Here is a 24,430-nt window from a genome sequence, read left to right on the forward strand (position 1 = left end):
CCGTAAGCAAGTGTGCCGCCAAAAACGCAGCGATTAAAGTTTTTGTATGGCAGAAGCCAAACTGGAATAGAAATCTTGTTTTAAAATATTTGGCCGCAGCATGGCATTATCTACAATTTTTTGTGTTTCTTCTCCGCTCATTTGCAAGGCCTTATTTACAGCAGCCTCAAGCTCAGCAGGCAGGACAGAAAATCTCGGTGAAAACCATTTCTGCCCTTTATAAAAGGAGCCAACCATCAGCGCACAAGTTGAATTCGCAATTTCATTCATTGGCGGTGCATCAGTTACCAGCACTACGGCACCACTCCCCATCGCCTCGACAATAGAATGCCCGAACCCTTCGGTTTCGGTAGCGTATATGTGAAAAAGCGCCGCACTGGAACAAGCAATATAATCTTCATAATTCAAAAAAATGTCGAGATATTCAACATTGTGAGGAGGATTCAATGGCCGGCATGAGTTATCGATAACAAGTTTTAATAAAGGCCACTCAGGATGAGAACGCCAAAGATTTACCAGCACCTCGGCACCACGAAATCTACTCATCCCCACTCTGGAAAAAAAATAGTCCCTGGTTTTTGCTGATGTAGAAATCGGTTCAACACTTGAACTAAAGCCGATCCTACAAATATTGGGCTTAAATTCAGCAAATATACCTACAGCAAAAGAAGTTTTGGCCCATATGCCATCGACAAAGGATAGCAAGGAAAACTGCTTTGGATTAAACCACTCCTGATTTGGTATCAATACATGATGTCGATGCAAAAATAACTTCCAGTAAAATATTTTTTCCAAGTGAATCGCAACAACTGTAGGCTTTCCTAGAAATATTCGCTGTAGCTTTCTATAAAAAAACAACATGCTGAAAAGCATACATAGCGTTTGTAGCTTCTCATTAAATTTCCCGCCAAAGCCCTCACCGGCTTTAGGAAGCTCCTTCACCACCACGTCATGGCCCAAAAAAGCCAGCGCTTCACTTAAAATCCTGGCATCTTTTGAAAGTCCAAAGCCAGCGCGCGAATAATAGATTTCAAAGTTCACGATGCCCTCCAATAAACTGCCTCAATTTAACAATCAGTTTTCTGAGTCTGGATTTCATAACAAAATATGAAATATGAGCAGCTGCAACTATGCCGGATGAAAAATATTGTCGCGTGAAAAAATCAACCGCAGTTCCGCGATAGTGTCGTTTATAGTCCTCTGCACGACCAAAACCGGCTAAAAAATCAAAATAATTAACATTAGGGCTTCCAAAAGCCGACTCAATTATCCACCCCATGTGCAAAGTGCCTAGCGAGATCTTTTTATCAAACTCTTCCAGATATCCTGACTGAATATTGTAGATAACATCCGCGACTTGAATATTATAGGACGCCGATACTATGCGGTTATTCACTGTCAGATAAGAAAGCAAGCCTTTGATATTTTTCGAAGATAATAATTGCTTGTGAAACTCGACAGCACGCGGAGAAAAGCAAGGCTTACCCCAGCGTAAAAGATGAAAAGAATTTAAGTTAGTAAAAAATTCTTCTAATTGTTTGGCCGATTGATCCAACGCAACAAACTCTACCGCAGAGTAATGCTCCAAAAGATAGGCGCGCCGATTGAACGCTTTTAGCCGTGTCATTCGCCCAAGTGAGTCCACATAATTATTAAAACTACCAGTAACATCGACTTTGTAACCGGCATCAATACGATGCTGCCAGAATTTGACACCCGCTATAGGATTACCTGTGGTATCTGGAAACAGAAACGTGGAATTTGGTGCGCGCGTTAGAATAAAACAGGCCAAACTTTTATAAAGTAATGCCGCCTTTTGTCGATCAAAGATTGGCGTTATATATTCTGATCGCACCGTAGGGGCAAGCGCCCAAGCATTACCAATAAACTGATACTGCATCATAAGATTTTTTTTAACACGGTATAACGGAAGTATTCCAACTAAAGAATCCTTATCAAAAATCAGGATCAGATTCAGCTCTAACTTCAAGTGGCACCCCCATTGACTCCACCAAGCCATCATCCACTGCCAGCCCATAAACAAAGGGTTTGCATCAGATTTATTAACGAGTAGTGTCCACGTTGGTTCCAGGCTTTGAAACTCCTGCTCGGAAAGCTGCCGATAAATAAATCCTTCCGGACAAGAATAAACAGGCCTGCCAACTAGATTAATCGCCAGAATTGCGGTTGAGCCCGGCTGCTGTAAACCAGCCACAGAAGAGTTAGATGTGAACGCCTCTTTAGCGACACGCAGAAAATCACCATCGGAGTCACCCGCCACCAAACCCCATTGCTGTTGGGTATAAGGTGACAAAGTAGCAAAACGAGAGCCGTAGCTTTTTTTTACAAATCCGTTGGCGATCAACCCTGAGCGTAAAGATGCAATAGATGTATTCCAATGCACAGCCGAAATAACAGGATAATTTTTCAGCAAATAGCTACACACCGCTGATACCGAAGAGGTATTTTTGACCCCGATAAAATCAATTATTTCAAGCGAGTTACCGGGTGTAATGCGAAACACAACCAGCGCCAAGGCACCTTGGACTGCAGAACCAATGTGTAAAAAGCGATACACATTAAACGGACACTCAGTATATCGCCATTTTAAATATGCATAATCCCGCCGTATCTCGACATCAATAGATTGAGCACGATGCAGCTTCCACAAATGTTCAACAACGGTTTGCTGTGGTAAAAACCCAAGCTCATTAACAATATATTTTTGCTTGGATAGTTTCGTTGTAGCTGAGAGATAAAGCCGGCAGACTTTTGCCCAAAAAAATAAAACAAATTGTTTTAGAGTTTTAGGCTGGATAATCAGATCCCAAACATCAAGCTTTGCGGGTGAATGCCATCCTTTTTTTAGCAATAATGGAAAGGCACTATCGCTAATGCCAAGTGACATGATCGGCATGGAAAATGATCGAGCCATTTCATCCTTGATTGCTTGACCAACGCCTTGGCCACGATAATCCGGCGCGACAATAAAATCACAGCTCCATATTGCATCGAGACTTTTCCCTGAGCCATCCATGAGGGAGATTGGCATAGTTGCATTAAAGCCAACTACTCTTTCACCATCTCTTGCCACTATACATTGTGAGTCACGACCAAAGCGCGAACAAAACTGCCATTTCCACAGAGCTTGCTTGTACTTTTCTGCAGCATACAAATCCGCTATTTCAGCAAGTAGCTGATCAGTAATAACTTCTGTGGAAACCTGAATAGCCATAGTTACATATACTTCCTGTACCAGCTCTGGAACATAAGTACCGACCACAGGTGAAATGAATAATCGTGACTGGCATTCAGATGAGCCAACCATTTCTCACGAATCAATGGGCTATTAAAAATACCACTTTGATTCAATGCGTTTTCCGATAACAAGTCTTCCGCCCACTCACGCAATTCATTTTTAAGCCAATGACCAACAGGCACGGCAAAACCTTGTTTTGGCCGATCAACCAATTCGCGCGGAACATACTGATACAAAATATTACGTAAGGGTTGTTTGGTAACTCCGTTGACTACATTAATCGCTGTTGGCACAGTTAAAGAGAGTTCTACCAATCGATGATCCAATAAAGGCACACGAGTTTCCAAACTGTTCGCCATAGCAGCACGGTCTACTTTTACAAGAATGTCATCCGGCAGATAAGAATTAATATCGCACCATTGGAAAGTTGAAGTTGAGTCTTCACGCAGTGGCATATCATCCAATGCATAGTGTAGACGTTCAGCAGATTTCAATTCTGTTTCGGGGTTGAGCCAATAACCAACCTGATTCTGATAATAATGACGGGCATCAACTGCATTAAAACCCAGGTTATAACGCTGCACTTTTTCCAACACCAGTGCTGGCAATAACTCCCGTTGATTGGACTTAAGTAAACGGGTTAATCGAGCAATGACAGGAGCGGGCAAACCATTCATTATTCTATTTGCCAGGCCCTCTTTTCGGGAGGCAAAATTGCGCGCATAACTCGCATAGCGACTATAACCAGCAAAGAGCTCATCGCCACCATCTCCCGATAAGGCGACAGTCACTTGTCGGCGTGTCATCTGGCTTACGATATAAGTAGGAATTTGTGACGAATCAGCAAAAGGTTCATCATAAATATCCGGCAACAGGCTAATAATATTAAGTGCATCCTTAGGCTCAACATAAAACTCGTTATGTTCAGTGCCTAAATGCCTGGCTACTGCTTTTGCATGTTCGGCTTCATTAAAACCGGGGACATTGAAACCAACCGAGAAGGTTTTTACTGGTCTTGACGACTGCCTTTGCATTAAGGACACAATCGTCGACGAATCTATACCTCCCGATAAAAATGCTCCCAAGGGAGCGTCAGAAATCATTTGATCTGCAATTATCTCGCTCAATAACGGCTCAAGTTGTTGATGCAGTGCTTGCGCATCGAGGCTTTTATTCCACTCAAGCGAAGGTGCCCAGTATCTTACTTTTACAGGTGCCGCACTTATATCCGCTAAATTAAAACGTAAATAATGTGCTGGCTCCAATTTGAACGTCTTTTTAAAAATACTCCAGGGTGCAGGAATATAATTGTGTCGCATCAACAAACCCACTGCACCCGGTTCAATTTCTTTTTTAAAGAAAGGGCATAACATTAAGGGTTTAAGCTCGGATGCAAAAAGTAGATTACCGTCTGCATGGTAGTAATACAGGGGCTTTTCACCCATCCGATCACGGATTAGCCATAATTCTTTTTGGTGATGATCAACCAAGGCTATTGAAAACATCCCAACAAAATCATTGAGGGCAGGTTCAATTCCCCAAGCCTCAAATGCTGCCAGAATAACTTCAGTATCCGACCCACCTTTAAACTGGAATCCCGCCGCAATTAAACGCGTTTTGAGTTGTTTAAAATTGTATATTTCACCATTAAAAGCAATCGTAAAGCGGCCTGATACCGAATGCATGGGTTGTGCACCCAGTGGCGATAAATCCTGTATGGCAAGACGCTGATGCACCAGGCCCACACCGATTTTTTCATCCAGCCAAATTCCTTGATCATCAGGCCCACGCAATCGAATACTATTTCCCATAGCCTGGAGCAACTCTGGCGCCAGCAAGTTTATCGATGCTGAATTTAAAACCATTCCGGCGTAACCGCACATATTTCCTTACCCTTAATTTTTTTTGCGCTTCACAATAGCCATTAATTGGGAACGCTCATGCTGATTCAATGCAAATAATGCTCCTACCACGATGAATACCATAGAGGCCACACTTGCTATCGCCAGTAAAATTCCGTAGTTAGTTATAACAAAAAATTGCTTGGCAGCCACCAAGGTCGCAGCCATGGCGACACAAGGTATTAGCCAGGGCAATAATGCGAAGCGAAGATACACAAAAGGCGAAAACCCCAGATGCTTACAACACACACCAAGCACTATTGGCTGAAAAACCAAAGCGGGTATTAACGAGCCTAGTGCGACACCTAAAATACCCAAGGGATAAATTAGCAACAGGCTCAAACCGAGATTGGATAAAGCAACTATTGGTTGCCACTTGGCAAAAAAGCCGTGTTTATCGATAGCGGTGAGATAACGGCTAGCCATAGGGTTAACCAGTGGGAGTACCAAAAAGGCAATCAGTACACCCAGGAATTCTTGGGCAGAGCGTGCAATTTCATCACCAACCCAAAGTGATAAAAATTCTGGTCCTAATGTATAAGCACCAATCGCCAAAATTAAACAGGGTGCGACAGTGAATTTACTTCCCGTTAGATAAACTTCCTGAATTTTTTGTTGATCATTCAATGCCCCGAGGGAACTAAAATAAGGCATAAACACATGAGTAAAATTATAGGAAATAAGGCGAATGTAGCTAACGAGGTTAGCCGGAATACTGTAGAGCGGAACAGCAGCTGGCCCCATCACAAAACCGATTACCAAACTGTCCGTGGCATTTTCCATTTTAGTCGCCACACCTTGCACCAAGGTTTTCACACTAAAGCGCAACAGTTCTTTTAATTTAAGCAACGAAAAATAAGCTCGACGCAAACTCAGGAATGGTCGGCGGTACTGCATAAGCCATACTAAAAAAAGATACTTTGAGCAGATTCCTATTGCGTTGGTTGCTGCAAGTAGTACCAGAGCATTTTCAGGAGTGATAAATATAAATAAGATGGTGCTGCCCAGTATTGAATTAACAATAGTGACATTGTTTTTTAAATAATATTCCTGATAAGCCTCCAAATAACTCTCTGCAGTATAGGAGGGAAAGGTAATCAATAATTGCGCCGCCAATATCAGCAGAAACCAGGTATAACGAACATTGTCTGTGCTTTCTTCGGGGGCAACTAGCTCAGCAAAAAACATCCCTCCAAGGCCGAGAATAAGCGCAATCAGCAACCCGACACCGAGCAAGAAATACCATGCTGTTGCATACAGCGTGGTTAAAGCTGATTCATCTTTTTGAGCAATAAAGCGGGCAGCAAAACGGCTTACCGCCGGACGAATCCCCATATCCAACATGCCCATATAGCCAATAACAGCACCCACCATTTCCCACAGGCCATAATCATAGTTACCCATATTTTTAATCAGGATAGGCGTCATCACAAAAGTGATACCCAACTTGAGAAACAGGGTTCCGAGATTGGAGGCGGTATTAAAGGCAAGACGCTTATACATTGGCCGGGATTCCGGATATATCACAATATAGATTGTGCAATTCCTGCGCGTGTTTGTCAGCGGAGAATCTCTTGAGTGCCGCTGGCTGATATTCAATAAATTGCGCATTACCTTCTTGTAACTGCGCTGTTATAGCAGCGGCTAATTGTCCAGCATCGCCGACAGCAATAACTTTGGCAGGCGTACCCGCGAGCACCTCACGCAAACCGACACAATCTGTTCCAATAATAGGCACACCACAACTTAATACTTCCATAGGAAGCAATGGGCAAGCCTCCCAGCGCGAAGGCATTACCACTAGATCAACACCACGAATTGCCGCCGGCATATCATTTGTGCCGGGCAGCTGCATGAAATAATCTTTTAAACCCTTGGATTCAATTAAAGCGAAGTCCTCCCGAATAAAACCACCCCAACCGAAAGTCAGCACCAAGGGCTGCTCAGCCGCAGGCGACCGCTTCACTAAAATTTCAATTGCTTGAACAATTTGGCGAAACCCCTTCTGCGCCATGAACCGACCAAAAAAACCAATAATTGGCCGATCTCCTATCTCTAGCTCTGCGCGCAAGTTACGTGCGACTCCTTTAGAGAAAAAATCTGTATCTATGCCATTGGTAATATTCTTCACTTGTTGTGCAGGCAAATGGGGAAAATACTCAAAAATATTATTCCGTGCATCTTCCGATACTGATAGCACTTTGGAAACCGACCCCAGCAACCAACGCATGGCCAGTTTTTTTAAGAAACCACTAAAACCTGTAAACGTATTAGGCAAAAAAACATCATGGGCAGTCATTAAATGAGGGGTTTTCTTAAACCACATAACTTGTTGTACAAAAAAAGACGCTGAAAAACCATGCGAGTGCACCAGATCATAATTACCCTTGGCCAATTCTGTTTTTAATCTGGCTTTAATTGAGGCTCCATCGCCTGCTACCGGCAGCAAAGTTATGCGCCCTTGTGGAAGTTGCGTATTAAGGAAATCAGCCAAGCCGTCTTCGGGTGCAATCAAAGAAATTTCAGCGTTTTTAAACACCTCACAACCATAGATGTAACGAAAGTAGGTTTTTATTCCGCCTACTGGCCAGCGCGCCACCAATAATATTTTCACGCGTTTAATTCCTTGATTTTATTCATATTCATCAATATGGACGCCGCTATTACGATGCCGGCCAGGTTGTACCAGTAATATTGGCTTAACCCCCAGTAGTTAATGCTGTAAACCACAAACATCCAAAAGACCACATTACAAATTTTAAATAACGTCTTGTAAAAATCACTGCAGGTTTCTGCACTCACTATGCCCTCTTTTAATTGCCGCCGAATCGCAATAATAAAACGCATAAAAAAGTACATACCAACAATTCCAACCTCAATTAATAGCTCGCCATACATGGTATGACTTGCTTGTCTGCGGCCAAAAGTATTGAATTTTGCCTCCGCAGTAGTGCCCAAACCAAAACCAAAAATCGGCCGCTTTAAACCAAGTTCAAACTCTTTGATTATGCCGTTTATGCGCCCTTCCGCACTTGCAGATTGTTTAGTATCGGAAGAAAAGAGGGATAAATATCGTTCGCGCTGGGTATCGTTCATTACACTCAGTGCCGCCATAACACCGACAACTCCAAAACAAATCAGCAGTATCTTCCGCTTACTTTCCTTAAATACAAACCAGCCAACAACAATCAGCGCCAGAAACGCACCGCGAGACATGGTTAGGATCAGGGCATAGAGCAATAACGCCAGTAAGCCAAAATAAAACAACTTGCTAATCCAGCCGCGCGGCAGTAAAAAATAATGTAAAAAAGGAATGGCTGTAACAATTACAAACCCCAATTCATTGGGGTTAATGACATCCGCTGGCGCGCCGGATAATCGATTGGCAAATTCGCCACCGCTCATATAAGTAGAGCTTCCCCAATAACCAGTAGTGATATTTAAAAAGAGCGGCTCCAGTACACGAAAGACCTGGCAGGCAACAAAAATAAAAAGCGATATTTTTAAGCGTTGTTCTGTGTCCAAAATCAGCGCACAGAAGTAGAGGAAGACAATCGCTTTAATAAATATTTGCAGATTGGTTCTGAGTACACTACCGGGGTAAGTCACAAATGGTAAGGTAACAACTAACACAATCAAAAAAGCACTAAACGCCTTGAAGATTGGTTGATTAAATTTATGAGCTATCTTATCGCGCTGAGCAAGCAGCAATACAGCAAGGATAAGAAACAACAATACAGTTGGTCGGACTATACCTAGACCCGGAATTCTTGACGGTATATTTAAAAAAAAGAACAACTGATAAATAATAAAAAGAAAAAAAGTAAACCCAGACACTATTACTATTTTTTTGCTTGCGCTAGCCCCACCATGAACACCTACAAAATGATTCATAAAATAGCCTATATAGTGTCAGCTTTTTTGGTCAGCCAATCTACAGAAAGTAGCGGGTACTCCTCCAGGTTAGCTAAATAACCACCTTCCGTGTTGATACTTTGAAAGCCAACATCTTCATAAAAGGACATGGCAGGTGAATTTCTATCTGTGGGAATAAATTGACCCGTCAGTGTTTTAACGCCTTTCGCTTTGAGAAACTTGATAATTTCATACATAAAGGCTTTCTCAAGAGCAAAGCCCATTGCTCTGCAACTCATCACAAAAGTATCGACGTAGGCAGTTTCCTGCCCTTCATACATAATAATGCAAACAGCAACCAACCCGAGACTACCGAACTTGTCACCAAGAGACGCCGATAAAACAAGATATTTTGGATCATTCAGAAATTTTGCCACTTCTGCTTTTGGGTAGCGCTTTGTAGTGAGGTTAAATTGATTAGTTCTGTTAACCAGCTCCAGGATGCGATCTAAATCGGATACGTTTGCGGAGCTGAAGCCATACCACAACTCCAAAAGTTTTAAGTTTTCTAATGTTGCCCCCGCATCTCCTAATGCATTAGCGCGCGCTGATTGCTCTTGATACAGAGCGGTTCGCCTTTTCGCTTCGTCAGTAGCTTGTGTATTGGGATAATCTTTTAACCTCGCAAGAGACTCCCAAGTTTGGGGTAACTCTGCATCAAGAATCGTTACCTCAGGGTGGACAGCTGCAACTAACGCTCGCTCGTGCCGATTATCATCAATGAAAACAAAACTATCTTTTCCTAAATTTAATACTTTTTTTACATTATTAATTGAATCAGCTTTAGGATTCCAATTTATCTGCAAGAACGCGAAATCTTCTTTCTTTAAAGCCATTTCATTCCAGCGAATATTTTCTTCGGAATTTTTACTAACAGCTACAAGAATTATGCCTTGATCTTTTAAACTCTTTAATAGTTCCTGTCTTTCGACATAATGACGCACTTCGCCATCGGCCATCACACCTGACCAAAGCGTATTATCAAAGTCTAGCAACAACACTTTACATTTTTTTAGCGTCAGAAAAGTTTCACATTCTTTTATATAAACATCTGCAAGATACTTACCGAAATAAGATGTGTGGAATAAGCCTTTATATATTCGCTGCGGAGCAATCTGCTTAGCACAATGCTTTATTCCAAAATTGTCTACTATAGCCTGCTCATCGATCAGGATCACATTCTCCACGTTCACAACAAGATCTTTCAGTTTTTTATTGAGATAATCGACTGCTAATTTCTTTTTTGGCGGCAATGCTGGCAGCAATGGAAGCCACTTTTCCCAACGACCTAAAGGCAAGCCTGATACTGAGTGTATGAGGCATGTTTTATCCGTTTGCTTTCTTAACGCAAAAATAAAATCGGTGACCTTGCTAATCATGCCATCGCAAAAATTTATTATTTGGGCTGATGACATTCTTTCAGAATGCGATACGATTCTTGAATACTCTGGCATTACTTCAAAGCTGAAAAAACTAAAAGCAATAATATCTATAGAATTATCGTTTACGTAATTAATTATATTGGAGGTATCTAATTCGCCGCCCGACCCAGCACTTAAATATATACACCGAAAATCTATAGAAAAATCTTTACCCTGTTCCACAGGATCTGAAAAGACTCTAATTTCATTCATAAGGCAATCACCGACTGCCAAAACTTTTATCACCTTTTCATTTACATTTAAAAGAGATTTATGCAAAGAAAACCAATACTCTTTTGATAGGGAGTTGCCTCCAACTATCTTCTCAAGCATTTCATGATCTTTGGCAATTACGTACTGATGGTAACTCAGCTGAACATCCAACCCAGATAAATGTGGGCTGTACCGCTTTCGCTCATCCAAATAGATAGATAGAAACTCCTTCTTTCCAGTATTTAGAAATGCACACAACAGCTTCAACAAAGGAACTAAAAAACTAACACGCAACTCCTCCTTGGATTCAACTTTCTTTACTCCAAAATTTTGGAATACATAATCTGAAAAATGATTTTTCATTAACAGAAATGATATCTCATCAATATTTTTTAATAATTTTTTTGCCAGCTTAGTATTCATTAGATGACTTACGCCTCCATTTGACATCAATTTATATTGACGCTCTCTCGTATTTTCTTAACAAGTTCCCAATATGTTCAACTCCAAACAAAGATTTGGAAAATTGAAAGTTATCATCGGACCCAGTGAATCGGCGCCAACTATTATCTAAATTAATATTATGTCTATCCGAGAAGGCAGTAACTGCAGCAAGGTATCCTGCACGCTTTACACTCTCTTTAACCTCAAGCGTGTAATCCTGCGGCTGCCCGTTTGGATAACAAAATGTTCTTGGCTCCTCCCCAAGAGCTTGGTCTAAATGCAACTTGGATTTTTCTATTTCCTGAATTGCCTCATCCAAACGAGTCATTCCTAACGATGGGTGCGTAACTGTATGGCCGCCTATTTCTATCCCATTAAGCTGCATTTCTTTTAGCTGTTGCCAATTAACTGCCTTGTAATCATCTGGTGCAATCTTGGGGATCTCGAGATTACAAGCTGTCGCTAATTGTGCAATTCCATTCAAACGGTCAGTATTATCAATATTTAGAAAATGATTTACGATTAAAGACCATATTTTTTCTTTATCACCACTCAGATCTACGCTCAAACCTGATAAAAAAATTTCTTTATAATTGTCAGTCTTGTTTTCTAGCAACCACTTAACTTGGTCATACCACAACCAGAGATCACCATTTACAAACCCGGTAGTCACAAAAAAAGTGGCAGGCACTTGATAGCGCTTTAATAGCGGATAGGCCACTTCGTAAAAATCCCTATAGCCATCATCCACCGTGATCACCACTGCATTTGCAGGTGCAGTACCATTTTTTTGAATAGCAAGCGCCAGATTTACAAGGGTCATGGGTTGAAAATATTTTTTTATCAAGCGCAGTTGTTGCTCGAAAGTAGCAGCGGTAACTTCATGGCCTTTTTTTTCTGCTGAAAAACGGTGATACATCAAAATTTTTGGTTGCTTGCGCGTGAGCAAACGCGCCAACTGATAGCCGCCTAATTTGCCCGCCAATTCAATTACGGCAGATTTCATTGCACTGCTCCTGTTAGTTCACGATAAAGCGCAAGATGCTGATTCAACATGGCGCTGATGGTATAACGCGACTCAGCTTGTTGTTTGGCTGCAGCTCCCATAGCGGCGGCGCGCTCTGGTTCCTGTAATACACTGGCCATTGCTGCACTTAATGCAGGCACATCACCCACTTCATACAACCACCCTGTTTCGCCATGGCTGACAGCCTCCGGGTTGCCACCAGTGCGACTGCAAATGACGGGTAACCCGGCAAACTGGTATTCGACAATCGCATTGGAAAAACCTTCGGATTCGGAACACAAAAGTCCTGCGCATAGGTACTGCAAACACTCAGGAATATCACTGCGTGAACCTAAAAAATGCACTCGCTCAACTACACCCAGTTGGCTGGCAAGCGACGTCAACTCAGTGGCATCACCAGCACCAATTATCACCAGGTGTGGATTGTGATTAAGGTCCAACCGGGCCAATGCACTAATCGCGTCTTGCATACGCTTTATAGGGCGAATATTGGCAACCAGACCAAAAATCTGTGCACCTGTCGCCCGCAAGGACTCCAATTCAGGAATGCTGGCTGATGAATTAAAACTTCTGTTAAAACCGTTATAAATGACTCTGAGTTTTGCTGCGGGAATACGCTCTACAGCGCCGGTAACTTCAGCAACAGCACGGCTGTTACTCAGCGCACAAGCAACGTATTTGCCAGTCAAGGGGAGCAGCTTGCGATACATGGGTGTATACCAAAAACCCATATCACGACGGGAAATAATGGATTTGATGCCTGCCAAAGCAAACATAGGCGGGCATATCACCGAAGCGTCGTTAAAGAAAATATGCGCCAGATCGAAACCATCTGCCTTTGCCTGACGCGCCACCCGATAGATTCGCCACCAGGTTTTTAAGGATTTCACCGAAGATGAGCCAACAATACTTGTTGCGCATGGCAAAGGATTGGCGCGCAGCCATTCGCTGTCAGCCAATATCAAAACCCGTAGCTCACACCCTGCCTGTTGCAACAATTTGATTAACAGTAAAAATTGACCTTCGGTTCCGGCATGGGGATTGGTAAGCCTGTCTATGACTAACAAAATCTTCATCTGACTTTTTCCTTCCGTGTAACAACAGCAATTGCTCGCGCTGGATCCAACAAGCCCGCGTACAAAAAGCGCCACCCGGCTTCCCAATAGGATTTTTTGCTCTGCAACAGCGCTTGCGCCAAACGGAAATTGATAACTGCGCGACGCTTACGAATAGTGCTCTTACTGTAGGGATAACGATTTATTGCTTTGTTCAGAATAATCAGCGCGTTGCGCCAGCGGCGCTCCAACCCCTGGTGGCTAATGGATTCTCCATGACGGCGATAGCAGTAAACTCGCACCGGCAAAAAACCAAAGCGGGTCACTTCTGCCATGCGCACTTGCATGTCGTGATCCTGACCAGCACGAAGTGACTCATCAAACCCACCCACCTGATCGTAAACAGACTTGCGCACCAGGGAGCCAACGGGCAAGTGAAAATAGCAATCTAACAGTATGCGATTCGGGTCGTTAGTTTCGGTGTGTTTTTCAGAGAGAATGTTGTAAATCTGTTTGCCCGCCGCATCAACACCAAACCCCATGCCATAGACCAATCCCACATCAGGGTTGGCCTGCAGGAAGCCAACCTGGTCTTTTAATTTGTTAGGGAGAAATATGTCATCACTATCAAGCACAGCGATGTACTCACCACGCGCTTTGGACAGTGCCACATTGAGTGAAATGGATTGGCCGCGATTAGCCCCGCCAGCATGACGAAACAATTGCACTCGCCCTGTGTCGAAAAAGGCTTCTACCAACTTATCACCACCGTCAGTAGAACCATCATCCACCACGATGATTTCAAGGTTGTCATATTCCTGCGACAACGCAGAATTAATCGCTTCCTGAATATATTTGGCGCGATTAAAAAGAGGAATTAATACCGATACCAGACCGGGAGTGTAACTCATGCTGCCTAATCCTTTCCGAACTCGAGAATAGGCGCGCATCTTAGCAAAATAGGTGGTTGCTTACATTACATAGAAGGGAAATGGGGCTTGGTACAGACAATAAAAAAGCCCCCGGATCAGGGGGCTTTTTTTATTAATCCATTTTTGGAGGGCTTTCAAAGGCAATACCCTCAGAGTTGGGTACGTCGTCCTCTGAAAAAATGTATATGTATGCGGGAAGCTTTCTATCCAATGATCCGTAGTAGGGCGAAAACTTGATTTCGGTATCCGTCCAACTGGTAAAAAATTGGACTTCTTCATGGGTTACATCCGCATACTTAGGTGCATTGCCCAGCACGACTCGCTTAAATGAACCATCCACATAGATATCATCCATCCAAATTTCCTGATGCATTTCAGTTTGAGTTATATCCTGACCGATTAAGCCAATTGTTGGTGAATGGCCTGCAATATCAGAGGCAAGAGTATAATAGCCCTCAGCATCAACAACACCGTTCACTTTAGTTTTAATGTATTTTTTACTTTGATCAGCAAAGTATTCCATATGATTCCATTCACGAGGGAGAACATTGGAACGCTGAACGCTGCGGAAATCAGCCTGATAGACTTCAGTATTGGTCCAAGACGACCTGAAGGTACCATCAGTACCATCACTCTCCCAAACACGTATGTATTTGTTAGAGCCCGGCCCACGCGTATTTACCGCCAAGGTTGCAGACTTGTTACTCGTATTTAGCGTTAAACGATTCCCTGTTAACCGATTAGTGTTGTACTGCCCGTAATAGTTAGCATGAAGAATTTTGGTGGCAGGATAATAGGCAATAACACGTCCATAGATGGTAGTCACACCAGACCAGTGTTCTCCGGCATCAACTGTAAATTCATCACCTTCTTTAGGGTTGAATTCAACATCAATATTACTCAGCTCAAACTGGAAATAATTGCGGGTTTCATTTTGTTGACGGAACCACCAACTTATGTAGACTTTTTTTGACTCTTGCGGAGTACCTGCACGGGGATGCACACGAGGATTCTGAAGATTAACTTTAACTCCTAAGCCATTGTAATACTTACCGGTCGCTGGCCCTCGTACTATTGCAGGGTCATTACGAATATATAGTGAGCCATAGGAGTTGCTCCAAGGAGAACTGGCATTTCCCATAGTGTCTTGCTGTGTAATCATGCGGTCAGGCAAAAAACTATTGAAATAAGAGTTCGGAATGCCTTTTTCATAAGCAGTACCGGCCTGATCATAGAAAATTGGAACAGATTTAGCACCGAAACCACTCCCTTTGATATAAACATTAGTTATCTGGCCACTATCTGACTTATCTACAGACACCTGGCTAACCGCCTGAGCCAGACTCAAACATGGAACCAACAGCAGAACCAACAATAGGGCTCTCATTTTTTGCTTCCCCTCATTAACAAATATTTTGAAGCGAAATAAACCTTCTTAAGCATAGTATCTATTTTCGGCGAATACATACCGATTTATTTTTAATAGTGCTGCTTCTTATCAGAAAACACCTTAAGTTCTACCAGCAAACTTTTGAGCAATCCCGCAGATCTGCCCACAAGATAACAAAAATCTAAAAAATAGATTTTTAAATAACTATCAAATCTAAGAGATCGATAGCGGGAAGAGATAATTCTTTTAAGTGAAAGAATCATCGGAAGAATCAAAAGGAGAACTAGGGAAATCAGACCCAGCATAGGAAATATGAAAAAGAACAAGGGAGTAACAAGAGCGGAAGCTAAAAAAAGCGCTACGATGTAAAACACTATGTCTAGTGTATTTTTTTTTCGACTTTTTAAATAAGAAGAAGCCTGCCAGTACTGACGAGTGATAAAAGTTTTTAAATCTTGTGGATACCCCAGATGAATAACAGCGCATGATTTCGCGAAATGAACTACTTTTCCATTCTCAATCAAATCTGAAGCCAATAATGTATCTTCCCCGGCATTAATAACTTCGTTAAAGCCACCCACTTCAAGAAAAGCACATTTCTTCATAATTATCGCCGCGCCAGCCAAAATCCTTGAAGGCTTATCAAGAGGCACTTGATTTAAAATCCAGCTACTTTCAATCCATGATGGATCATCTCTAACAAGACCAAGTCCGCCCACCGCATCACAACCATTGTCCCTCATGTATACCAAAGTATCCTTAATCCAATTTTTGGGCGGGATACAATCTGAGTCCAAAAAAGCAACTATATCACCCTTTGATTTTCGTACACCATAATTTCTTACAGCACCAACGCGAACATTAGGGACAACATAGACATGCTCTGTATATTTTCTTGCTATCGAGACAGTAGCATCCTTCGAACCATTATCAACAACAATTATTTCATACCTATCTTTTGGGTAATCTAATTCTAGTACGGCCTCCAAAGCCTCTGATATATACTTTTCTTCATTAAAAGCTGGCATTACTATTGAAACGAACTGATAGTCATCATTGATAGACATTAGTAAACCTCACTTCTCAAGAAAAACTTCTCTTTATTACACGCAACTTTCCAGATGCCTCTCGTGCAATAGAAGGAACCTGATTAAAAATAAGCTCAATAGAGCTATCAAAATTTTCAAGAATTCGACGCATCAAAAAATTTTGAATTTGTAGATAAATAGAATCATCAACCACTAGATTGATAATCATTTTATTGTAGGAAATCTGCTCTATTTGATAACCACGCACAGGCATATTTTCTTTTTTTGCATCCTCAATCATGTAAAGAAAGAACTCTCCATGAAATTTTTCTCCCTTAGAGTTTATTAAAATGTCATATTCGCGACCATGCACTTCCTTTAAAACAGGCAATCCTCTCCCACATCTACAAGCCTCAGGATCTATAACACCGAAATCGCGCATTTTGTATCGAATCAACGGCATCGAATAATTTGTCAGATCTGTTACCACTATCTCACCCGGAACTCCTGGTGGAACAACGCTGCCATTAGCATCAACTATTTCAACGATCATATTCTCGGCAGTTATGTGCATTTTTCCATATTCACACTCATGCGCAATGGTACCTATCTCGCCACAACCATATTCATTAAAAACCTTACATTTAAACACATACTCAAAATACTCCCTGTCCGAGCCAGATAAAACCTCTGAGGTGGTAATTACAGCCTTCAAGTTGAAATTGAGTGAAATATTGTTTTTATCCAAATAATCAGCAAACTGCTTAATCATTGAAACATAGCCGTAAAAATAAATCGGTTTTTTCTTATTAAGTAGTGCCACATAATTCGCGATGTCTGAATCAGAAAATGAGAACGCTGATAGCCTTATTCTATTAGTAACCCAATCTATTAATTGTGCACGTAAACGGCTTTTTTTATCAAAAGGAACACCCCAAAAGCGAGCTTGTAAATCTCCTATTTCAATTCCAGCCCAAGAGTAACCTCGCCAAGTTGCAGCAAGCTCTTCTGCCATAGCACAGTTATTTTTATAAATAGTTACAGCTGCGCCAGTAGAACCACCTGTAGTTTTTGAACGTATACTGCCTTTAGGGTTTATAGATAGCAGATCCTTTGGTCTCGCTCGTAATATATCTTTCTCAAGAAATGTGAATTTACTCAAATCATCCAGATCTGAAATATCTCCTGAAAACATTTGCTTATAATAGGGCACACTAGTTTTGGCATAAGAATGCAATTCAATTAATTTTTTTAATTGAATTGCTTCAATATTCGACTTTGAATAAAACTGACTTTTCATAAGTCGCTTATAATGTGGATATATCCACTCCCCCCTGATAATGACAACAGGGTAATAGACAAAATATTTGAAGAATATCTTTTTTAAATTAAACATTTATTCCCTGACATCAACACTTAATGTTTTTATATAATGAAAAATAATTTTCGGCCATTTTTTCAGCAGAAAATCCTTCGGTGAAACGGCGATAATTATCATCGACAAGCTGTTGCTTGTGTGTCTCCTCTTTAGAAAACCAGACGCGAACTTTATTCACAACCTCGCTAACACTTGCTGGCTTGATTAGAAATTCGCTGTTGGCACCCAGCACCTCAGGAATGCCACCTACCGCCGATGCAATAATCGGTGTTCTATTTCTCATGGCTTCCAATAAAGTGACTGGAATACCTTCGGTTAATGACGGCATTACAATCAACTGGTATTTGTGAAAATATTGTTGCGCGTCTGCAACGAAACCGGCGAGTGTTATGTTGTTTTGCTGTCCAAGTTCATTAACCAATACACTCAAAGAATCGCGCAGCATTCCGTCACCAAAAATAGTGAGCTGGCACACAACTGCATTCTTATTCAGCTCAGCAATGGCGCGAATCAGATAATCAAACCCCTTTTCCGGTGACAACCTGCCGATGGCCAGTAATTGATAGGGATCAGCCTCTAGTGAGGAGTCAAGCAAAGGAGCATTTGCGCTAATGCCATTTTTTATCACGTATATTTTTTTACCGTTGCGAAATGCGGATATGTCCTGCATTTTTTCACTGACCAGTACAATGGCATCAAACCGCTTGAGAAAAATCCGATCCAGCAATTCATAAACCCACATCTTTTTAGGAAATTTGGCTTTCACATAGCCGTGCACGGTGGACACTAAAGGCAAGCCAATTTCTTTTTTTCCGAGAATACCGAGCAGGATATTGAATTTATAACCATGCGAATGAAGCAAAACTACATTTTGACTTTTTAACTGCGCGATCAAGTCCCTAGTACTGCGTAGATTTATACCTGCAGGCATTCGCCAAACAAACAAATCAATACCCTGTTTGCGCGCAGCCTCCTCGATAGGCTTTTGAACTTCGCCCGGTAAGCCACAGCTTACAATAAGAGGATGCAAGCCTTGTTTCTGCTGCTCCTTGCACAACATTAATAAAACTTGCTCAGCACCATACAGGCCGCCGCTGTCGATAAGATGGGCTACTTTCATCATCCTACCCGCGGCTTCCACATGACAATTTTTTCGCGTTTTATGAATTTGATGAATGCCATGGCTGCTGCAATGTTGATGAGGCAAAAATAATTAACCAGCGCGAGCCAACGGTTTTTAGTGCCATCGTTGAGCGATACGAATGCCGCAACAGAATAAAAAATAATTTGCGCGAGGAATGTCAGCTGATATAACCAGCCCTCACCGGTAATAAGGCCATTACTAACCAACGCAAGGAACAATGGAATAAAAGCGAGGTAGCGGAGTAATTTATGCGAGGTAATTTGCAAGGAAAACAAACCGTACTTAAACGGATTAAATAAGTGTTTCATATCCCACATCGCCCAATACGCTCTTAGTGAAACACGTACCCGCATGCGAAATTCCGATTGTGAACTGCTAAGTGACTCTTCATTTAATAACGCCTTTTCACAATAGATAACACGCTTGCCTTGGGTAATCACTTTTAATGGCAAAACAAAATCGGGCAATTGATCAGCATTCATTGGTTGATACAACGATTTACGAATCGCGTCTATACCACCATCCACACCAACTACGGAAGACACATTGGCCTCTAGGCTGCGCAGATGATTTTCATATTTCATGTAGGCACTGCAACCATCGCCAATTACGTTACCTTCTTCATTTACGTAAACCATTTTTCCAGTTACGTAACCTACTTCCGGGTCGTTAAAACAGTTGACCAATTGACGCACGGCATCGGACTGATAGTGGCTATTGGCGTCGGAAAAAATAACTATCTCACCGTTTGCGTGAGGCATTGCCAAATTTAAACCGGAGGTTTTTCCTTGACGCGGCACTTGTCTAACCAGGCGAACACGTGAATCTTGTGCGGCGATTTCTTTCACTATGTCGTCGGTGGCGTCTTCGGATTCATCGGAGATTACAATAATCTCCAAACGATCGCTGGGGTAATCCTGGCTTAACTTATTTTGAATAGTCTGACCAATTACGGCGGCTTCGTTAAACGCCGGAATCAGTAGTGTCACAGTAGGAAGCTCATTTAACCCTGCCGATTGCACAGGTGGACGCTTGGGTAAATACCGCAATAAAATCGGATAGCCGATGTAGATATAAACTATCAACAATGCTGACAACCAAAAAAGCAGTTCCATAAATTACCTTTCTATTGAATTGATTCGCTAAAATGCAGCAGGGATTGGAGGGTTTTATCACAATCAAGTTGCATGCATTCTGCTTGTAACGTAAATACCGAAAAATATTGCTTTCCACTCAGTACAGCCGGAATTTGGAGCAGCTTGGCCTGCGCCACTGTTGCTGTTGTATATCCACCCACATCAAACCACTGTGCCTGTATAACCCGCTTTAATCCGGACTTTTGTCGCAGCTGTTCAACGCGAACTTTTTTACCACCAACGACAATAACCTTTACGCTTTCCTGTAACCAAAATTGGCTGTCATATTGGCGCGCGATATAGGGCACCAAACGATCCCGTGGCGTTTGAGGAATATATTGATTAATTTGTAGATAAATATTATTCGGAGCAATAAATTTTCGTGTAAGCCTTGCTGCAGGCAGCGAAGGAGGCAAAGGTAAACTCGATGTATGTGATACAAACCCTATATCGCCCAAACTGTAAGTGGGCGCTGTAGTGTCATTAGTAGCAGCGACCAATTTCCCCATTAAAAAACCGGGCATTAATAACAAAGTTAATAGCAAAACTCTTTTGAACCCAAGAGACTCACCTGCAACGCCTGTGGTTGCTTGCACTCTCTTTATAACGGGGGCGAAATAAATTGCGGGAAAACAAATCAGCGCAAAGACAATCCAACCAAAGGTTTCATGATCTTCCATTAACGAGCTTTGCATTTCGGTGTAGTAGCCCACCAGAATCAGGACAAATATTCTTATCCAGTTTGCCAACAACCCCAATGCACCCGCAATTAACAGAGAAAGCATCAGGCCTTTTTCACGATAACCATTGAGGTAACTAATAGTGTAACCCAGCGCCAGCGATATAATTAAATACCGCAGCCCGGAGCAACCATCGGCAATCATAATGTGACCGGAAGGAATAAAAATACTACTGCCATCGATCAATGCCGGGATGCGAATCATGCGCACCATTTCACCTACAACAGCACTGGCAAGTTCAACCAAAGCATTGTTTAGGTAATCCCAAATAGGAAGAGCGAACACAGGCATTAATAACAGGAATCGTAATTGCCATAATGTTTTAACGCCAAAAGCGAAAGCTAAAGCCAGAAAGAGTAGCGGCAAAAGAATTAACTGTTCCAGAATTTTTATCTGGATGGTGTTAAACAAAAACCAACAAATAGATACGACGACTAATCCAATCGCCAACAATAAATCTATCCATAAATTCTGCCGTGCATGACATAGAGGCCCAACCTTATACAGCAACACCAAAAACCAAAGTAATAACGGATAGGCATGCGAAAGCGACTCATCCCATTGAGTCCATTGTGCTGAAAGACCGACGAATGTTGGCAAGTAAATAGCAACTATAATAGCAATAACCATAAACGGTGCTACGCGCTGCCATACGTCCTGCTTCTGCAATTTAACCTCCATCACATTTATCCTTCAATGTCCATAATGTAATACCTATATCTGTTCGGAGAGCGGAAATTTGATTTTTGTTATAAACAAAACTGGGCCAAAACTGGCCCAGTGTTTTATACAACTTAATATAAAAATACCTACTGGTTTTTAAGCCTTTCACGCGCTTGTGTAAGATGCTCTTGGATCTCGGCATTATCTGCAGCGAGATTGGCAGCGCGCTCCAAATAACTAATTCCTTCACTTACCTTGCCATTCTCTACCAAAATCCATCCGTAGGTATCTAATACCGCTGCGGAATTTGGAGCCAGCTCATAAGCCTTTTTTGCCGTTTCTTCTGCGCGCGAATCCTTTTCAAGGTAATAACTCCACGCGAGGTTATTTAATATAACGGGGGAATTGGGTGCTTTTTGTAAGGCACTCTCATAGCCTTCAATAGCGGCGGGAACGTCATTATTTTCCTGGGCATCCAAAGCTTTCAATAAACTGGCCCGGTAACTTTGTGGGAACTTTTCCAACCATTCCCCAACAAATTTTTCGGCCTGCTCTTTTTGATCCTGTGCCAGATAGTGTTTATAAATAGAATCAGCCGCTAATTCAGTTGGCTTGGATTGCCAGGACTGCTGATAAAATGTAAAGGCTTCATCTGCTTTACCTTCTGCACTACGGATCATCCCTTGTAAATAAAACAATCCTGACTCTGTTTGTTTATTTTTTTCAAATTGATCGAGCAGTTTTTGTGCCTCTGCATAATTACCCGCTGCAATTTCTGTCTCGACTAATCCGGCAAGATAGGTGATGTTGTCGGGAAATAATGCACTTGCCTTGAGCAGATAATTTCTCGCTTCCCCAACATTATCAGCCGCAAGCAATTCACCAGCATAGGTGGTGTACAGATTGGCTGCTATTTGCTGCACATTTTGTGCGTTATTACTTTTTTCCAGAGCACGCTCCAAATGAACCAGCGCCGCTTTATTTTGTTTCTGCGAGGATAACAACTGAGCCAGCACAGCGGACGGTTGCCAGTCGCTGCTGTTTTGTTCCAGGTTTTCCAGGAAGCTGACCGCCTCTTTAATACGATCCAAACGCACCATTTGAACTAACCACAAACGGTATGAATTTAAGTTTTTAGGATCTAACTCAACGATAGATTGCCAGGCAACAACTGCTTTGTGCGGCAATTTTTGCTCATTGTAAACTTGGGCAAGACCAGCAAAGGACAACTGCTTTTCGTTATTCCCTTTAATAGATAACGCCTGCTCAAAGAATTTTTCTGCTTCTTTGTAATCTTTTTTATACAGAGAAAACCAGCCCTGCAAAAATGCACCGCGCGGGCTACCCGGGTTTTGACGCTGAAACTCCTTTAAAACTTCTTCTGCGCGATCATCAAAGCCATTTGCGAGCAGAGTTTTAAAATAGGTTTGTTGCACCATCAAATCCATTGGTTGCTCTTCAAAGGCTTTTTGCAGTTGTGCAATTGCCTGTTCGGGCTGCTCTATCGCCATATATCGCTTAGCTAGGGCAATGCGAATGCGCTGCTGTTTTGGCTCCAATGCGAGGCTCTTTTCCAGCGCGATAGCGCCATCAGCACTGGCAGGGTCGCGATCCAACAGCGCTAAGCCATAGGTTGCTAAAATAGTAGGGTTGTTTGGTTGACGCTCGGCCGCATTTTTTAATAGGGTAATCGCCTCATCCATTTGATTACTGCGGAATTTTGCCAATGCGGCGGCCTGGATAACTGACGGCGCTGCAGTTTCTGGGTCAATAAACTGATCAAACAAATCTATCGCGTTTTGATCTGCGCCCTGTTGAAATTCAACCATTCCCAACAGCGTCGCTGTATTTCTGTCATCTGGATAGTCTTTACGTAATTCTTTCAACAGTTTTTCAGCATCGCTGAATTTTCCCTGCTGATACAATTCCATTGCATCGTTAAATTTTTGCTGGGCAACATTACGCTCAGGGTTGGCGTCCGCTAACAGTTTTTGATAGGTGTAAGCTTCGCTGGTGCGACCCTGCTGGATAAGCACTTCTGTTAATTGCGTTAATACTTTTGCGCGATCGACTGTGATGACGTCGGTGTTTGGAACCAGCGCCAACGCTTTTGTTAAGTATTCTTCTGCAGCGGTTAATTTATTTTCATAAAGCGATAGATTACCCAGCAAAACCAGCGCTTCAAAATGTGTTTCATCTTGCGCTACAACTTCTTGCAATAATAGAAGTGCAGCTTCGGATTGACCTTGTGCGAGCAGAATACTGGCTTCCAGATATTTTGCATCCTGCGCGCTATTCGGCAGCGACTTGAATGACTCCAGTGCTTTGGCGTAAGCATCCTTCTCACCCAGGGCAATATTAGCTTTGACAGTTAAATAAGATTGTTGATAGTGAAGTGCAGCATCGCTGACTGCGGCCGGATGCGTTTGCATTACATCAAGCGCTGTACGATACTTTTTCATCTCAATATGGGCGCTGGCAAGCTCTGCTGAAACGCCCGGCAACTCTGCCACCACATTGTCGAGCATGGTTACAACGGATGAATAAGCGCCTGTGGCATTGAGTATGCGCGCGAGTGAAATGTACGCATCCGCCGAATCTGGAGCCAACTGGATCGCGTTACGCGCTTCAAGCATCGCCGCACGCAACTGCCCTTGCTGTTGATAGACTTTGGCAGAATTTTGATGGCGCAATGCCGTTTCTGCATTTTCGCTTTTGTCTTCACCACATCCTATCAATGCAACACTCAGTGTAATGGCTGCAATCTGTGCAATTTTTTTCATG

17 protein-coding genes are annotated in these 24,430 nt (G+C 42.3%); all 17 read right to left on the reverse strand.

Features of this window, described 5'->3' with window-relative positions:
- Positions 1 to 33: 33 nt before the first annotated feature.
- The 17 genes from D0B88_RS02805 to D0B88_RS02885 all read right to left on the reverse strand — a co-directional run bounded on the left by D0B88_RS02805 (position 34) and on the right by D0B88_RS02885 (position 24,429).
- Complete coding sequence (locus D0B88_RS02805) at positions 34 to 1,041, reverse strand: glycosyltransferase (protein ID WP_151054857.1); 1,008 nt, start codon at positions 1,039 to 1,041, stop codon at positions 34 to 36.
- Positions 1,031 to 3,235 (reverse strand): GNAT family N-acetyltransferase, encoded by a 2,205-nt coding sequence (locus tag D0B88_RS02810; protein ID WP_191966503.1) that lies wholly within the window; start codon positions 3,233 to 3,235, stop codon positions 1,031 to 1,033. Before D0B88_RS02810 ends, D0B88_RS02805 begins: the two co-directional genes overlap by 11 nt.
- A 2-nt stretch (positions 3,236 to 3,237) precedes the next feature.
- Positions 3,238 to 5,142 carry an asparagine synthase (glutamine-hydrolyzing) gene (gene asnB, locus D0B88_RS02815; protein ID WP_151054861.1) on the reverse strand — a complete coding sequence of 635 codons (1,905 nt, stop codon included), beginning with the start codon at positions 5,140 to 5,142 and terminating at the stop codon, positions 3,238 to 3,240.
- A gap of 12 nt (positions 5,143 to 5,154) precedes the next feature.
- Positions 5,155 to 6,771, reverse strand: a complete 1,617-nt coding sequence (locus tag D0B88_RS02820; protein WP_151054863.1) for a lipopolysaccharide biosynthesis protein — start codon at positions 6,769 to 6,771, stop codon at positions 5,155 to 5,157.
- Entirely contained in the window at positions 6,656 to 7,774 is a 1,119-nt protein-coding gene (locus D0B88_RS02825) for a glycosyltransferase family 4 protein (protein ID WP_151054865.1), read from the reverse strand. Before D0B88_RS02825 ends, D0B88_RS02820 begins: the two co-directional genes overlap by 116 nt.
- Positions 7,771 to 9,054, reverse strand: coding sequence for an O-antigen ligase (locus D0B88_RS02830; RefSeq protein WP_151054867.1), 1,284 nt, complete (start codon positions 9,052 to 9,054; stop codon positions 7,771 to 7,773). The genes D0B88_RS02825 and D0B88_RS02830 overlap by 4 nt, the downstream gene beginning before the upstream one ends.
- A gap of 8 nt (positions 9,055 to 9,062) precedes the next feature.
- Positions 9,063 to 11,132 (reverse strand): HAD family hydrolase, encoded by a 2,070-nt coding sequence (locus tag D0B88_RS02835; protein WP_191966505.1) that lies wholly within the window; start codon positions 11,130 to 11,132, stop codon positions 9,063 to 9,065.
- A gap of 31 nt (positions 11,133 to 11,163) precedes the next feature.
- On the reverse strand, positions 11,164 to 12,159 hold the full coding sequence (locus tag D0B88_RS02840) for a polysaccharide deacetylase family protein (RefSeq protein WP_151054871.1): 996 nt from the start codon (positions 12,157 to 12,159) through the stop codon (positions 11,164 to 11,166).
- Positions 12,156 to 13,256, reverse strand: a complete 1,101-nt coding sequence (locus D0B88_RS02845; RefSeq protein WP_151054873.1) for a glycosyltransferase — start codon at positions 13,254 to 13,256, stop codon at positions 12,156 to 12,158. Before D0B88_RS02845 ends, D0B88_RS02840 begins: the two co-directional genes overlap by 4 nt.
- Positions 13,253 to 14,146, reverse strand: coding sequence for a glycosyltransferase (locus D0B88_RS02850; protein WP_191966506.1), 894 nt, complete (start codon positions 14,144 to 14,146; stop codon positions 13,253 to 13,255). Before D0B88_RS02850 ends, D0B88_RS02845 begins: the two co-directional genes overlap by 4 nt.
- A 133-nt stretch (positions 14,147 to 14,279) precedes the next feature.
- Positions 14,280 to 15,554, reverse strand: coding sequence for a hypothetical protein (locus D0B88_RS02855; RefSeq protein WP_151054877.1), 1,275 nt, complete (start codon positions 15,552 to 15,554; stop codon positions 14,280 to 14,282).
- A gap of 92 nt (positions 15,555 to 15,646) precedes the next feature.
- Positions 15,647 to 16,624 carry a glycosyltransferase family 2 protein gene (locus tag D0B88_RS02860; protein WP_151054878.1) on the reverse strand — a complete coding sequence of 326 codons (978 nt, stop codon included), beginning with the start codon at positions 16,622 to 16,624 and terminating at the stop codon, positions 15,647 to 15,649.
- A 16-nt stretch (positions 16,625 to 16,640) separates the two neighbouring features.
- Complete coding sequence (locus D0B88_RS02865) at positions 16,641 to 17,981, reverse strand: phenylacetate--CoA ligase family protein (protein WP_151054880.1); 1,341 nt, start codon at positions 17,979 to 17,981, stop codon at positions 16,641 to 16,643.
- A 13-nt stretch (positions 17,982 to 17,994) separates the two neighbouring features.
- Positions 17,995 to 19,086, reverse strand: coding sequence for a glycosyltransferase (locus D0B88_RS02870; RefSeq protein ID WP_151054882.1), 1,092 nt, complete (start codon positions 19,084 to 19,086; stop codon positions 17,995 to 17,997).
- On the reverse strand, positions 19,083 to 20,222 hold the full coding sequence (locus tag D0B88_RS02875) for a glycosyltransferase family 2 protein (RefSeq protein ID WP_151054884.1): 1,140 nt from the start codon (positions 20,220 to 20,222) through the stop codon (positions 19,083 to 19,085). The genes D0B88_RS02870 and D0B88_RS02875 overlap by 4 nt, the downstream gene beginning before the upstream one ends.
- A gap of 11 nt (positions 20,223 to 20,233) precedes the next feature.
- The gene (locus tag D0B88_RS02880; RefSeq protein WP_151054887.1) at positions 20,234 to 21,664 is read right to left on the reverse strand and encodes an archaeosortase/exosortase family protein; all 1,431 of its coding nucleotides are present in this window, start codon (positions 21,662 to 21,664) and stop codon (positions 20,234 to 20,236) included.
- A gap of 128 nt (positions 21,665 to 21,792) precedes the next feature.
- Complete coding sequence (locus D0B88_RS02885; protein ID WP_225318509.1) at positions 21,793 to 24,429, reverse strand: tetratricopeptide repeat protein; 2,637 nt, start codon at positions 24,427 to 24,429, stop codon at positions 21,793 to 21,795.
- Position 24,430 lies beyond the last annotated feature (1 nt).

Origin of the sequence: Cellvibrio sp. KY-YJ-3, from assembly GCF_008806955.1 — a bacterium.
GTDB lineage: Bacteria > Pseudomonadota > Gammaproteobacteria > Pseudomonadales > Cellvibrionaceae > Cellvibrio.